The organism is Archaeoglobus fulgidus DSM 4304, assembly GCF_000008665.1.
Taxonomy (GTDB): Archaea; Halobacteriota; Archaeoglobi; order Archaeoglobales; family Archaeoglobaceae; genus Archaeoglobus; species Archaeoglobus fulgidus.
In genome coordinates, this window is record NC_000917.1 from 1683456 (window position 1) to 1696625 (window position 13170).

The 13170-nt window shown below is 45.9% G+C and carries 12 protein-coding genes, 2 tRNA genes and 1 CRISPR repeat array; of the genes, 8 read left to right on the plus strand and 6 right to left on the minus strand.

The features are described from left to right. Positions 1-19: 19 nt before the first annotated feature. Genes AF_RS13910 through cas2 form a run of 6 tightly spaced genes read left to right on the plus strand, consistent with a single transcriptional unit; the run spans position 20 to position 4687 of the window. Positions 20-76, plus strand: a complete 57-nt coding sequence (locus AF_RS13910) for a hypothetical protein (protein ID WP_372429907.1) — start codon at positions 20-22, stop codon at positions 74-76. Next, positions 57-857, plus strand: coding sequence for a type I-A CRISPR-associated protein Cas5a (gene cas5a, locus AF_RS09410; RefSeq protein ID WP_010879365.1), 801 nt, complete (start codon positions 57-59; stop codon positions 855-857). Before AF_RS13910 ends, cas5a begins: the two co-directional genes overlap by 20 nt. Beyond that, positions 845-2017: a hypothetical protein gene (locus tag AF_RS09415; protein WP_010879366.1), complete on the plus strand. Its 1173-nt coding sequence runs from the start codon at positions 845-847 to the stop codon at positions 2015-2017. Before cas5a ends, AF_RS09415 begins: the two co-directional genes overlap by 13 nt. Then, the gene (gene cas3 / locus AF_RS09420; RefSeq protein WP_010879367.1) at positions 2011-3651 is read left to right on the plus strand and encodes a CRISPR-associated helicase Cas3'; all 1641 of its coding nucleotides are present in this window, start codon (positions 2011-2013) and stop codon (positions 3649-3651) included. The genes AF_RS09415 and cas3 overlap by 7 nt, the downstream gene beginning before the upstream one ends. Then, positions 3648-4373 carry a CRISPR-associated endonuclease Cas3'' gene (locus AF_RS09425; protein ID WP_010879368.1) on the plus strand — a complete coding sequence of 242 codons (726 nt, stop codon included), beginning with the start codon at positions 3648-3650 and terminating at the stop codon, positions 4371-4373. Before cas3 ends, AF_RS09425 begins: the two co-directional genes overlap by 4 nt. A gap of 29 nt (positions 4374-4402) precedes the next feature. Continuing rightward, on the plus strand, positions 4403-4687 hold the full coding sequence (gene cas2 / locus AF_RS09430; protein ID WP_010879369.1) for a CRISPR-associated endonuclease Cas2: 285 nt from the start codon (positions 4403-4405) through the stop codon (positions 4685-4687). Between the two features lie 21 nt (positions 4688-4708). On the opposite strand, the gene cas4 is transcribed toward cas2, so the two are convergent. The 6 genes from cas4 to AF_RS09460 all read right to left on the minus strand — a co-directional run bounded on the left by cas4 (position 4709) and on the right by AF_RS09460 (position 12735). Next, entirely contained in the window at positions 4709-5278 is a 570-nt protein-coding gene (cas4, locus tag AF_RS09435) for a CRISPR-associated protein Cas4 (RefSeq protein ID WP_010879370.1), read from the minus strand. Continuing rightward, positions 5253-6290 (minus strand): CRISPR-associated endonuclease Cas1, encoded by a 1038-nt coding sequence (gene cas1 / locus AF_RS09440; RefSeq protein ID WP_010879371.1) that lies wholly within the window; start codon positions 6288-6290, stop codon positions 5253-5255. Before cas1 ends, cas4 begins: the two co-directional genes overlap by 26 nt. Next, positions 6287-7132: a type I-A CRISPR-associated protein Cas4/Csa1 gene (cas4a, locus tag AF_RS09445; RefSeq protein ID WP_010879372.1), complete on the minus strand. Its 846-nt coding sequence runs from the start codon at positions 7130-7132 to the stop codon at positions 6287-6289. Before cas4a ends, cas1 begins: the two co-directional genes overlap by 4 nt. 342 nt (positions 7133-7474) lie before the next feature. Then, positions 7475-10726: direct repeats of the CRISPR family, unit length 37 nt; unit sequence GTAAGAAAGGGAGGCTCCTGAAAATGGAGATTGAAAG. Between the two features lie 174 nt (positions 10727-10900). Beyond that, positions 10901-10973, minus strand: a tRNA-Thr gene (locus tag AF_RS09450). Between the two features lie 35 nt (positions 10974-11008). Continuing rightward, on the minus strand, positions 11009-11764 hold the full coding sequence (locus tag AF_RS09455) for an ABC transporter permease (protein ID WP_010879376.1): 756 nt from the start codon (positions 11762-11764) through the stop codon (positions 11009-11011). Positions 11765-11766: 2 nt separating this feature from the next. Next, positions 11767-12735, minus strand: a complete 969-nt coding sequence (locus AF_RS09460) for an ATP-binding cassette domain-containing protein (protein ID WP_048064482.1) — start codon at positions 12733-12735, stop codon at positions 11767-11769. A gap of 105 nt (positions 12736-12840) precedes the next feature. Here AF_RS09460 and AF_RS09465 point away from each other — a divergent pair. Both AF_RS09465 and AF_RS09470 read left to right on the plus strand, forming a co-directional pair. Continuing rightward, a tRNA-Lys gene (locus tag AF_RS09465) sits at positions 12841-12914 on the plus strand. A gap of 47 nt (positions 12915-12961) precedes the next feature. After that, complete coding sequence (locus tag AF_RS09470) at positions 12962-13168, plus strand: DNA-directed RNA polymerase subunit H (RefSeq protein ID WP_158296894.1); 207 nt, start codon at positions 12962-12964, stop codon at positions 13166-13168. The last annotated feature ends 2 nt before the right edge of the window (positions 13169-13170 follow it).

The window sequence follows — 13170 nt, forward strand, 5'->3', positions numbered from 1 at the left end:
AGCTTTGAAGAGGTTGTGGTTGAGGCGATTGAGGAGGCGAAGGAGAGAGCGGGCAAATGATTGGCTATCTCGTTGATGTTGAATTCGTCTGGGGATTTCAGGCGAGGATTGCTGGGCTGTCAAAGACTTCCCCATCCTTTTACTATCCCCCTCCAACAACCTTTCTCGGTGCAGTTGCAGAGGCTATTGCAAAGGATAAGGGCATTGGAGAGCAGAGGGGAAAGGAGATAATTTCGGAGCTCGGAGAGAATCTGCTTGCCATAGGCTGGAAGGCTTTAAACTGCACTCCCCTGAGGTATTCAGATATTAACAGGATTCTCGCTGTCAAAATCACTTCAGGTGTTCTTTACCCCAATCCCCAAGACCTTGCAAAGTCCTTCGACTCCCCCGCAAGAGGGAAAACCATCTTATCCTCGCTAAACGATGAGGCTCCAAAAATAAGATGGTTCCTCGTATTCAAAGAGGAAGCAGTAGAGGAGAAAATCCTGTGGAAAATACACAGAATCGGCTCGAAGGAGAGCAGAGTGGCGGTTGTGGACGTCAAAAAGGTGAAGGTCACGCAGAAGGATGGTCTTATTTCAACAGATTACAGCTTTCCCGCAGAGGACGGTGTGGAACTCAGGGGAATCCTGAGCCAGAGATGGGAGTTTGAGGTTTATCTGAATCCTTTTGAGGTGAAGTATTCAGAGAAGGAAAACCCCCTAATGAGCTACATCTCTGGGAAGAAGGCGGTGCTCTACAGAATTCCCATTATGACCTCCATATTTTCAACGCCCGAATGTTTGGTAGAGGTGGGGGGCGACTTCAAAGCCTACGAGGCTGGCGGAGAGGTGGTGATTGGTAGATGCTCAAAGTGAAACTCTCGCTGCCTCCAGACTCGACCTTTTTAAGCCAACTGATTTACGAAAGCCTTCTTTACCTCTCTGGAAAAAAGCTTGCAAAGTTTGAAAACGGAGAGCTCTTGATTGAATCCATTTCAAAGGCTCTTGAAACTTTTGATGATGAAAGAGTGGGCGAAATTCGGATTGTAATGTCTGGAAATGATAACATTAACGCCAAAATCTTCGAAACTTTTGGGATAGGTGGGGTAAAAAGCAGAAAAACCTACTACGACCTCATCGCTTTACTTAAGGAGCACAGGGATAAAATCTCCACCAAAGATGAGTCGGAAATCCATCTCAATATAAAGGGAAAAGACGTTTTCATGGATATAAACAGCAAATCCGACGGTATTGCGGCACCACAACTCCTCAAAGTTGACAGATACACCGGCTTCTCCTCCCTCGACACCCCCTACACCTCTCAGCAGCTAACCTTTTACCTCTCAAAGGAGGTTGCTCTCCTCGCGCTGCTGGGAATCTACTCCTCTTTCGTGACCAACGTCAGGCAGCAACAGCAGAGCTACTACTACTTCCTTTTCTTCTCCCCGGAAGAGGTTGCAGGGCTGCTAAACAGTCCATCCTTAGCTGAGAAGTTTTTCTTGGTAAAAGAGAGCGTAAGGGAGAGCCTGCGAGAGCTTTTAAGGAGGACAACGTTTAACGAGCTTTTGCTGATTGAGACAACTCTAAACCTTGAGCTGCAGAGGCTCATGGAGACAGAAAATCTGGATAAGATCTCTTTGACACTTTTCAAGATTGCCCACGAAGGTCAAACTTACAAGATTTACGAGCAAATACCCATAACAGTTTACAGAAATCCAGCTTTTTACGAAACAGCCAAAAAGTACTTCAGAGACCCGTTAAAATTCTCTGAGAAGTTGCGAAAAGCCATTACACAGGGAGTAATTCCCTCAGCCCTTGCAATTCTAAGCACCAAAAACAAGTACAGCGAGGCTGACAACATTCTAAAAGCAATCCAGATGCTCTACAGGTTCGTGGTTCTTGGCGACCTGCAGGGATGGTTTGGTTTTTTGAGGGAGCTCAACAATGCACACTCGAAGCTCAAGAACAGCAGTGACGGAAGGGAGAAGAAAAGGGCAGGTCAGTATCTCAACATTGTGAAAGAGGTAGCATGGTAACGCTATCCGAAATCTACGGGGAGATTGTGGAAAAATGGTTTGGAGGCAGAGACGAAAGACCCTTCATCGCCAACGCCATCAGAGAAATTGAAAAAAACTGGGACAGGAACATCTTCGTCATAGAAGCTCCAACAGGCTACGGAAAGTCCACGATTTCTGCCACTATTGCTGCATACTCTTTACAAGAGGAGCTTAAATCAATAATAGCTTTCCCGCTCAGAACGCTCCTTGAGGACCAGTATAACAAGTTTAAGGGCCTGTTTGGCAACAAATTAGGAAAGAGGTACATGCACAACCCCGACTCCCCTTACCTGATTAAGCCCGTCACCCTAACAACCATCGACACCCTTGCCCTGACACTCTTCGGCATTCCTCCAGAAGACCTTGATAAGGCGGTAAAATACTGGGATGGCACATCTTCGGGCTCTCTCGGCCATTATCTTTTTTCTCAGGCCTCGGTGGCTTTATCCAACATCGTTCTTGATGAGGTGCATCTTCTCGCAGACTCAACCAAATCTCTCAATTTCCTCTTTGCCCTCATGCATGCTGCGATTGATAATGACCAGAAGCTCGTCCTGATGTCCGCAACAATACCCGAAGCGCTAAAGAAAAGAATAAAGGAGTTTAATCCCGATGTGTGTATGGTAGAGTTTAATGAGTCGTTCGACAGAAAATTCGTTGAAGAAAGAAGAAAGAAAAAATACCGTATTAATTTGATTGCTCTGGCATCGGTTGAGAAGTTTGGAAGTCTGGAGAGGATCCTGCTGGAAGGATCGAAGAAGTTCTCAAAAATCACAGTGGTTTTTAACACAATTGGCGATGCTGTTTACTTTTACAACAATATAAAGGAAAAGATTCCCGAGTTTAAAAAGCTCCTCCTTCATTCAAGATTCAGCGAAATGGATAGGGAGAAAAAGGCTGAGCTGCTCGCAGAGATGAAAAAATCGGAAAAATTTGTAATCGTGACAACTCAGGTGATAGAGGCGGGAGTGGACATCTCATCCAACTTATTCATAACAGAAATTGCTCCTGCCAGCTCTTTAATCCAGCGCCTCGGAAGATTTCTGAGGTATGGGGAAAGGGAGGGGGAAGTTTACATCTGGTATGAGGTGGATGACAGAGGAGAGCTTGCTCGCTGGAAAGATGACAGGTACAAGGTTTACGACTACAGTCTTACCGCTCTAACGCTTGAAAAACTCGCAGAGATGAAAAACTTCAGCGTGCACGTTGATTACGACAGATTGCTTGACGTGTATGGGGAATTTGAGGTTGACGAAAGGGGCGTGAATGATTTGAGAAGGATACTGATGAACTTCGAAAACATCAATTCAGCGGTTGAAAAATTCTTTGAGCTGGAAGGTAGCTTCGTCAGAGACTCGTTTATAATACCAGTAGTTCCTTACAGCGTTATTGAGGAAAAAAGAAGGTCCTCGAAGGTTCCAGTATCCTTTGAAACTTTCAAGAACTTCAAGGTTTATGGCTGCATAGTTTCAGATGAATTCGTTAGCGCTGAAAAGTTAAAATGCAATCTCAGCTCCCCCAAAGCCCTTCTCAGAGACATGATTAGGAAGTCAATAGCCGCATTTGTTGTTGACGGAGATTATGACAGCGAGATGGGGCTGGTGAAAAGATGAGGATATACAGCTTCTACAATGAGAATGCCAGAAGGGAGACGCTTGAGGAGCATGTAGCTACTGCCCTCAAACTGCTGGACTCGGCAGAGAACTCAAAGCTGGTAAAATACGGAAAAAAGCTAAGCCCCGAATTTGAGAGGGCGGTGAAGCTTGCCATTATTTTCCACGATACGGGGAAGGTTTTCTTTCAGATTAAAAAGGGATATGGATACATGAGCTTCAGAGGGCATGAGTATTTCTCCACCTACATTTTCGACGTTTTCGCCCGCAGATTAATCAAAAGCGAAATTGAGAACTACGAAGCTCTTTCTGAACTCAGAAAAATCTGCAATTTTTCAATCTTCTTCCATCACCACGCTATGAACATTCGGATGAGGGAGCCAGAGGCAGGAAGTAACATAAAAGCAGGGTTAAAGCTTCTCGATGTTCTCTACAGCGAAGTTAAGCGTTTTCTGGAGGATAAAGAGAAGAAAGCTTTGAAGGCGGCTTTGGAGGAAGTAAAAGAAAAAGGAACCGCAAATTTAACAGGATACGTTAAAGGCGAAATAGTAAGAGAGGTGTGGAGAAATGCGATGGACAGCAGCAAATTGAAGAGGCTTTGCTACCTGAACCTTCTCGTTTTAATCGCCGCAGATTACAGCTCAGCAGCTTTGAACAGAGGAGGTAACAAAACACCCTTCGGAAGAGTGGTGGAGGAGTTCAGCGAGTTCTATTTAAAGTAGGTTTTTTAACCTCTGCTTATAATTAAGCTATGCTCCACCTCGTCGTTTACGACATAAGCGATGATGGCAGTAGGGCAAGGCTGGCAAAGCTCCTCGAAAAGTTTGGATTGCAGAGGGTGCAGTATTCAGCCTTCCGTGGAGAGCTGAATCCCAACGACAGAGAGGTTCTGGCGAGGCAGGTGGGAAAATTTGTGAGGGATGATAGGGACTGCATCTTCATCATCCCTCTCTGCCAGCGCTGCTCCTCCACCGCAATTGTAATCAGCAACACGGGAGTTGAGCTTGTAAAGGAGAAGGGAGTGGAGTTCGTTTAATGGCTCACAACTCCCAAGCAGCTAAACGCAGAACTCCCTAACTTCGCAGTAACCGCACTTTTTCGATTTGGACGTTCTGGGATACTTTTCTTCCTCAATCAGCCTCTCTATTTCCTTTATTATCCTTAAAAGTGCTTTCCTGTCATCAGGAGATATGCTGACCTCCACAAATTTTCCCTGATTGAGAAGAAAGAGATAACCCTTCCTCACCTCAACTGCGTAGTTCTCCTCAACAAGCAGGGCGTAGGCAGTTAGCTGCATCTTCCATGCGTAGGTGATGGACTGAAATCTCGTCAGCTTCACGTCAACGGGAAAGGCCCCTCCATCAACAATCACAAGAGCGTCGAGCACACCCTTCAGCCCATATCTTTTGCTCTCAAGATAAACCGACGTTAAAAGCTCTCCTTTCAACTTTCTGGCAAAGCTCCTCAGCTTTCCCCTCGCCTCTTCCTGCGCAGCCTTTCCCTCCTCCATTTTCGGCTTAGAAATCCTTATCCCTGCTATTTTTAAAAAATAAAGCTTCCTCGGGCAATAAAGATACTGAACTATGTCGCTAACATCCATTTTACCACTTCTGAACAAACCCCTCATACCTCCTCTCTCCTCTTAGAAAAGCAACAACATCTCTGGCGTGCAGGAGGATAATGGAGGAGTATGCAAGGTTTCTACCCCTGTATTGCGTTTTTGAGTCCAATCTTTCAAGCAGACTTGCTAATAGAAGTCTCCTCGCATTATCGCTCAGCTGGCAGACCATATTTCTCTTCTCGCAGTCCTCGGGCTTAATCTGCCTGTAAGAAATGAGCCTCAGCACCACTCTGTCAACAACCTGCTGCCTGAAGTTCTCCATTAAGTCTATGGCGAGGGAGCTTCTTCCTGAGACGTCCACATGAAGAAAACCTGCATAAGGATCAAGACCCGCAAGCTCAACAGCCTTGACACATTCGGCAAGCAGTATAGAATAGCCGTAGTTGAGCATAGCGTTCACAATATCCTTGGCATATCTCGGACTTCCGATTTCAATCCCTCTCCTTCCGTTAAACCGATACTCCTCCGGAATAACGAGAGATATAGCATCCCAGTAATGTTTCGAAGCTTTACCCTCAATTCCGAGCAATCTTTCCCTCACTTTGTCGATCATCTCTGCCTCCACGCCATCCAGTTCGTTCAGACAAGCATCTATTTCCTTCTTAGCCTTCAGGAGCGATTCAGCTACTTCCGGATTCGAATCTTTCCTTGCCTTAGCAAGATTTGTAAGAATGGCCATTTGGTTGGCCATCTTTGCTTTGATGAACTCCTTCGCCAGATGAACTCCTCTTTTATCGCCGTATGCAAGATACTGCTCTCTTCTCGTTTTTGCTGTGCCAATCAGAGGATGGCTCAGCCTTCCGAGAATTTCGCCATTGAAATCGAGAAAAACCACGTCCACTCGATTTTTGAGCAATAGCTTGATAGCATCGCTGCTTATTGCTGCTTTCCCGATAATCAGAACCTGCTTCAGGTCCTCAGGTCTGACTTTCCTCAATGCCTTGCCCTTCTCCTTAACGACAATCAGCCCGTTTTCAATTCCAAGATACTTTCCAAAGCCATCGACAACGAGCCTCATAGGCAAAAGGCATTAAACAGGCAGTTACTGCTGCAGCTCTTCGCCACTCCCGGATCAGCCTCATTAAAAACGATTTCAGCCTTTCTGTCCCTCTCCTCAATCCACCAGCTTCTCAGATTTGCGTCGATGTAATGGAGGTCCTTGCTGACTCTCATTCTCTCACCGTTGAATGTGATGGAGATTATACAGCCCACATCAACAGGAATCTCGTGAATGCTTTCGAGAACGAGAGCGTAGCCGGTGGTGTAGAGCCTCATTTCTTCATTGAACTCCCCAACTTTCAAATCGAAAACGACGTTTCTGAGATAGTCGTAGCAATCAACTGATATCAGCCCGCTGCAGCCGAGAAGGGAGCCATCCATTCTGTGCTCAACGAGAAAAGGCATGGACGTGAGAAGAACGCCCTCTTCGGTGGCGTAGGGTTGTTCAGACCTGACCTTGAGGTAGGATGATTGGCACAGGGACATGGTGTATTCCCATACTGCTTTAACTGCAACATTAATCATCTCGTTATCGTAATTCGGAGGCTCTGCAGAGAAATTCTTACTCTTCGCCTCTCTTATAGCTTTTGCAACAGCTTCGTGAATGGCTTTACCGAGAGAAACAGGAAAGCTCTCCTCTCCCCTCACCTTCTCAACCATTGTGAGATAAACATCCCTCGACGTAGGGCAGTATCTGCTGCAGATGAGGTACATGGGGAGCTTAACATTGTAGTAGGGCTTGAGCGGAGGAGAATGCCAGTTCCACCCTCTGAGCTCCTCAGGAACGGGATTCTGCCTGATTCTTGGCCTTAGCTCAAGGGTGAGAAACTTATGCTCCAGCTCGTTAAGAAAGTAAACCATGAATTAATTAGGCATAGCCATACTTATAGTTTTCCACACGATACAAAGGAAGTGATGCCCGAATAGTTTAAGATTTAAACTAATTATTTTTTGATTGTCAAGAAAGTCCAAAATGAATGGAGGGATTTCGTGAGTTTTGATAGAGAATGGAAAGTTTTGGGTGGTGAAAAATTGTGGGTTAGTTTTAAGAATTGGCTGTTGGGTTAACGAAGCTATCCTATTCCGCAAACTGCTCCGGCATCCCTTTATAAATACAGTGTTAGTTTTGAGGTATGCTGCAATGGGCGGGAGAAGGGGGCAGTTAACTTTAAATATTAGGTGAATGGAGGGATTTTAGGGAGGGTAAGAAAGGGAGGCTCCTGAAAATGGAGATTGAAAGCTATTCTCCAAATAAAATTATATAACGCATTAACATCAATAAGAAAGGGAGGCTCCTGAAAATGGAGATTGAAAGCAGGAGGGACCGGAAACACACGGTTGAAGGGGAACGCGTAAGAAAGGGAGGCTCCTGAAAATGGAGATTGAAAGTCTATAACTCCTATACGGTCAACATTGTAACCTGGGTTGTAAGAAAGGGAGGCTCCTGAAAATGGAGATTGAAAGTCTCGCTTGCCCTGATGAAATCGGATGGCTTTGCGTCCAGTAAGAAAGGGAGGCTCCTGAAAATGGAGATTGAAAGATCTTTTGCACTTCCTCCTTAACCTTCTTAATCTCCGTAAGAAAGGGAGGCTCCTGAAAATGGAGATTGAAAGGCTCTGCAGGGCCAGGGTAAGACAATTGCTGACATAATTGTAAGAAAGGGAGGCTCCTGAAAATGGAGATTGAAAGCTTCAGGTAACCCCTGAACTAAGACCTACTCGGACAGGATTAAGCTGCCGTATTCCTGAAAATGGAGATTGAAAGCTTCAGGTAACCCCTGCACAATTTCGGCCTTTTTCTGTAAGAAAGGGAGGCTCCTGAAAATGGAGATTGAAAGGTCTAACAGGCACAGGAGAACACATTGCACCCTTGCAAGTAAGAAAGGGAGGCTCCTGAAAATGGAGATTGAAAGCCTTCAATATCACTGTCCAGTTTCTTGAAGCACACTGGGGTAAGAAAGGGAGGCTCCTGAAAATGGAGATTGAAAGATGTCAACATGTTCATGCCTGCTTCAAAGCCGGATTTGGGTAAGAAAGGGAGGCTCCTGAAAATGGAGATTGAAAGTTTGGACTATTTCGCCGCAATCTGCACAGACTACTTCGTAAGAAAGGGAGGCTCCTGAAAATGGAGATTGAAAGGTCTCGCTCAGGTCGGTTAAGGCATCGTTCATCTCCTAAGAAAGGGAGGCTCCTGAAAATGGAGATTGAAAGAACGTCGTGCTGAACTTAGGAATAGTGATGTCCAACTATCTGTAAGAAAGGGAGGCTCCTGAAAATGGAGATTGAAAGGAAATCGCTGTATTCATTTGGTTTTTTGAATTGGAAAGTAAGAAAGGGAGGCTCCTGAAAATGGAGATTGAAAGAAATCTACACCGTTTATTTTAACCGCCTTCATAACAAGTAAGAAAGGGAGGCTCCTGAAAATGGAGATTGAAAGCAAGCTGTTCTGGTGGCAACGATGCGAGTAAATTCTGTAAGAAAGGGAGGCTCCTGAAAATGGAGATTGAAAGATATACTCCTTACCCCCTATCTTCTTGCTTGAAATTGCGTAAGAAAGGGAGGCTCCTGAAAATGGAGATTGAAAGTCATCCTCTCGTACAGCGTCCTCGTTGAAATGCCGAGAGTAAGAAAGGGAGGCTCCTGAAAATGGAGATTGAAAGTCCCTCTCCCCACTCTCCATATCCTCGATAACGCTGAGGTAAGAAAGGGAGGCTCCTGAAAATGGAGATTGAAAGATTATCAGAGGTGTTGTAATCAAGGACGAGGAGCTGGATGTAAGAAAGGGAGGCTCCTGAAAATGGAGATTGAAAGATATCAGCTCTTTTGTGAACTCATCCGTATAGTATGTGTAAGAAAGGGAGGCTCCTGAAAATGGAGATTGAAAGAATATCTGATTTATCAGGGCGATGCTTATCTCGGAGAAGTAAGAAAGGGAGGCTCCTGAAAATGGAGATTGAAAGAACTGATACCACAACTGGTGCACCAACTGAGGTTGCCGCGTAAGAAAGGGAGGCTCCTGAAAATGGAGATTGAAAGCAGTAAACATTGACGGCCAAATTTATCAGGGAGACGTGTAAGAAAGGGAGGCTCCTGAAAATGGAGATTGAAAGATAAATTCCTGATACATATTATTTGAATCAGAACCCACGTAAGAAAGGGAGGCTCCTGAAAATGGAGATTGAAAGATTTTATCTGCATCTCCACACTACCTCTGCAGGAAGCTGTAAGAAAGGGAGGCTCCTGAAAATGGAGATTGAAAGCAATAATCTCATCATTGCCTGGAATTTCCGAAGTTAGGGGTAAGAAAGGGAGGCTCCTGAAAATGGAGATTGAAAGTGCAGCCACCAAGTTTGGTGACTTGGCAACCATCTTGTAAGAAAGGGAGGCTCCTGAAAATGGAGATTGAAAGGATACATGCAAAATATCTTGAGTGAGGTGGTTTGATGGGTAAGAAAGGGAGGCTCCTGAAAATGGAGATTGAAAGAATGCATCAGATTCATACTCAAGAACCTTCTTAACAAGTAAGAAAGGGAGGCTCCTGAAAATGGAGATTGAAAGATATTTTCGTATCCTTGAGAGTATCAGCGATCGATTCGGTAAGAAAGGGAGGCTCCTGAAAATGGAGATTGAAAGTCATATCACCTGATGAAATTCATCCTTTTCCTTTAGTAAGAAAGGGAGGCTCCTGAAAATGGAGATTGAAAGAATCACGACCCATTCATATCACCTCTTCTCCAAACCAAGTAAGAAAGGGAGGCTCCTGAAAATGGAGATTGAAAGTAAATGCTTTCTCACTTCCCTCTTTCTCATATATCTCTGTAAGAAAGGGAGGCTCCTGAAAATGGAGATTGAAAGGAGCTATCAGCAGATGGGCGAGAGTTTAGGCGGCTTGTAAGAAAGGGAGGCTCCTGAAAATGGAGATTGAAAGTGCAAAATAGGGGTGGTAGTAATGCGGTATAATTTCAGCGTAAGAAAGGGAGGCTCCTGAAAATGGAGATTGAAAGATGCAAAAGAGAAGTTCGGGTAGTGGTAGTGGGGAAGGGTAAGAAAGGGAGGCTCCTGAAAATGGAGATTGAAAGGTTGCTTGGCCTGCCATCTGAGTCATATGCCCCATCCGTAAGAAAGGGAGGCTCCTGAAAATGGAGATTGAAAGATGTCGTTGAACTGGGCTTGGATTTCTCTTATAATCGGGTAAGAAAGGGAGGCTCCTGAAAATGGAGATTGAAAGCCCTCGAAGCGGGCCTGCTGCTTGAACCTTACGGTTGTGTAAGAAAGGGAGGCTCCTGAAAATGGAGATTGAAAGACTGCAGGGGTGTGGACACAAGTGGACCGCAACAGAGGTGTAAGAAAGGGAGGCTCCTGAAAATGGAGATTGAAAGCAAGTCTTCGATTTCGCCTGCGACTTGTTCAACATCCTCTGTAAGAATGGAAGTCTCCTGAAAATGGAGATCGTGAGAACTTCATAAAACAGCACCATTCCATGTATCCTAAATAGTAAATGCTACACGGGCTACCGGAAAGGCGTTTTGAGCGGTTGTGGTGAGAATTCTGCATCACACCTGTAAAAACTTCAACAGCGGGCAGTGCTGTGCCCTAACTGAAAATACATGAAGTTTAAAATTATCAGGAAAGCCGCCGGCGGGATTTGAACCCGCGACCTGGTGATTACAAGTCACCCGCTCTGCCAGCTGAGCCACGGCGGCAGCATGGGGTGATTGAGGCGAAGAGTTAATTAATTTTACTCCACGGTGCTCCTCTCGAATGAGACCATCGCCACGTACAGCATCAACGCTGTGAGTGACAGAAGTATCAGCAGGCTTTGGTCTAAGGGGAAAATCCCGCTGACTCCCGTAAGCAGAACTCTCGAAGATTCTACGGCGTACGTTAGAGGATTTAGGAGAGCCAAGACCTTCATCCAGGCGGGCATGAAGGCGATGGGGTAAATCGCCCCACTGAGGAATATCAGGGGGAGCATCACGAGAGCCATTATCATCTGAAATCCCTCCATGCTCCTCATCCTGGCTGCGATGCTGACCCCGAAGCTGGAGAACGCTACCGCAAGAACAAAACCTACTCCGAGAGCGGGAATCACACCGAATATGTTTATCCTTGCAATGAAAAAGGTGAGAGCTAGTATTATCGCTCCCTGAAGTGTGGCGACCGCCGAATCGCCAAAAATTCTGCCTGCTATCGTCTCCTTTCTCGATGCGGGAGCTACAAGCACCTCCTTGAGAAACCCAAACTCTCTATCCCATATCACGCTTATTCCGCTAACGAAGCTCTGGTTGAAAACGGTCATGGCAAATATGCCAGGAGAAAGGTAGGTGAGGTAGTCAACGCCTCCGAAAATGCTCGGGTCTCTGAAAGCTCGGCTCCACCCGATGCCGAAGAACGTTAGCCAGACAAGGGGGTTTATAATCATCCCAGCCACCCTCGACCTCGCCCTCAAAAATCGCTTTATCTGCCTGTAAACCATGATTTCAAACGCTCTCATCTTTATCTCCTCATTCTAGCCCTGATAATCGCTTTTCTCAGCTCACCACCCTCATCCCTTATTTCCCTTCCCGTGAGGTGGAGAAACACATCGTTGAGCGTGGGTCTGTGGTATGTAACCTCCAAAATCCTGACGCCCTTCTCTCTTGCAATCTCGAAAATTTTTGGTATCGCCTCGCTCGCGTTGGAGACGTCTATTCTGATTCTTCCATCCGGCAAAACGACGCAGTTGCCCAAACCCGTCTCAAAGCACTCCGCCCCGTTTTCCACTTTAAGGTAAACAACATCGCTCCCCACGAGCCTTTTAAGCTCCTCAACGCTTCCCTCCGCAATAATTCTCCCGTGGTCGATTATAGCAACTCTGTCCGCAAGCTTCTCAGCCTCCTCCATGTAGTGGGTTGTGAGAAATATCGTCATGTCCTGCTCCTCCTTCATGGCCTCAATGTAGCTCCAGACGTGAGCTCTTGTTTGCGGGTCTAAGCCAATAGTCGGCTCATCGAGGAAGAGCACTTCGGGATGGTGCAGCAGAGACCTCGCTATCTCCAGCCTTCTCTGCATCCCCCCGCTGAAGTACTTGACGAGCTTATCTCTGAACTCCCAGAGCTCAACGAACTTCAAGAGCCTCTCTATTTTCTCCTTAAGCTCCTTTCCCTTCAATCCGTAAACGCCACCATGAACCAGCATGTTCTCGTATGCTGTCAAATCTCTGTCAACGCTTGGGTCCTGAAAGACTATTCCTATTCTCCTCCTCACCTCCCTTGCCTCCCTCACCACATCAAGGCCTGCGACAAAAGCTTTCCCCGAGGTGGGCTTGAGCAGTGTTGTGAGAATGTGAACCGTCGTTGTTTTCCCAGCCCCGTTGGGGCCGAGAAAAGCGAAGATTTCACCCCTTTTAACCTTGAAGCTTACACCCCTAACAGCTTCAAAATCCCCGAACTTTTTCACCAGATTCTCCACTTCAATGGCGTACATGCCTTTTCCCCGCAAATCTCGAATGCACCGATAAATATATCTGTCCTTTGCTTGTATCTTTAGAGCACGAAAAAGATTTAAATCCTCACCATCGCTAATGGATGAGGGCTCGTAGCTCAGCCAGGCAGAGCGACGGGCTTTTAACCCGTCGGTCGCGGGTTCAAATCCCGTCGAGCCCGTATTTAAAAATAGGAGGATCAACATGAAGTTCAAGCTGCAGGACCACATGCTCGTTCCGAAGCATGAAGTTTTGAGTAAAGAGGAGGCAGAAGAGCTTTTGAAGATACTGGGAATCGGGAAAGAGCAGCTTCCGAAAATTAAGGCAGACGATCCAATAGCAAAGGAGATCGGAGCAAAACCCGGGGATATTGTAAAAATAACAAGGAAAAGTTTAACTGCAGGGGAGAGTGTTTTTTACAGATTGGTTGTATGATG

Excerpts from the sequence above, each read along its gene's own strand:
- cas5a (WP_010879365.1), top strand. The coding sequence starts at position 57 with ATGATTGGCTATCTCGTTGATGTTGAATTCGTCTGGGGATTTCAGGCG.
- AF_RS09415 (WP_010879366.1), top strand. The coding sequence starts at position 845 with ATGCTCAAAGTGAAACTCTCGCTGCCTCCAGACTCGACCTTTTTAAGC.
- cas3 (WP_010879367.1), top strand. The coding sequence starts at position 2,011 with ATGGTAACGCTATCCGAAATCTACGGGGAGATTGTGGAAAAATGGTTT.
- AF_RS09425 (WP_010879368.1), top strand. The coding sequence starts at position 3,648 with ATGAGGATATACAGCTTCTACAATGAGAATGCCAGAAGGGAGACGCTT.
- cas2 (WP_010879369.1), top strand. The coding sequence starts at position 4,403 with ATGCTCCACCTCGTCGTTTACGACATAAGCGATGATGGCAGTAGGGCA.
- cas4 (WP_010879370.1), bottom strand. The coding sequence starts at position 5,278 with ATGAGGGGTTTGTTCAGAAGTGGTAAAATGGATGTTAGCGACATAGTT.
- cas1 (WP_010879371.1), bottom strand. The coding sequence starts at position 6,290 with ATGAGGCTCGTTGTCGATGGCTTTGGAAAGTATCTTGGAATTGAAAAC.
- cas4a (WP_010879372.1), bottom strand. The coding sequence starts at position 7,132 with ATGGTTTACTTTCTTAACGAGCTGGAGCATAAGTTTCTCACCCTTGAG.
- AF_RS09455 (WP_010879376.1), bottom strand. The coding sequence starts at position 11,764 with ATGAGAGCGTTTGAAATCATGGTTTACAGGCAGATAAAGCGATTTTTG.
- AF_RS09460 (WP_048064482.1), bottom strand. The coding sequence starts at position 12,735 with ATGTACGCCATTGAAGTGGAGAATCTGGTGAAAAAGTTCGGGGATTTT.
- AF_RS09470 (WP_158296894.1), top strand. The coding sequence starts at position 12,962 with ATGCTCGTTCCGAAGCATGAAGTTTTGAGTAAAGAGGAGGCAGAAGAG.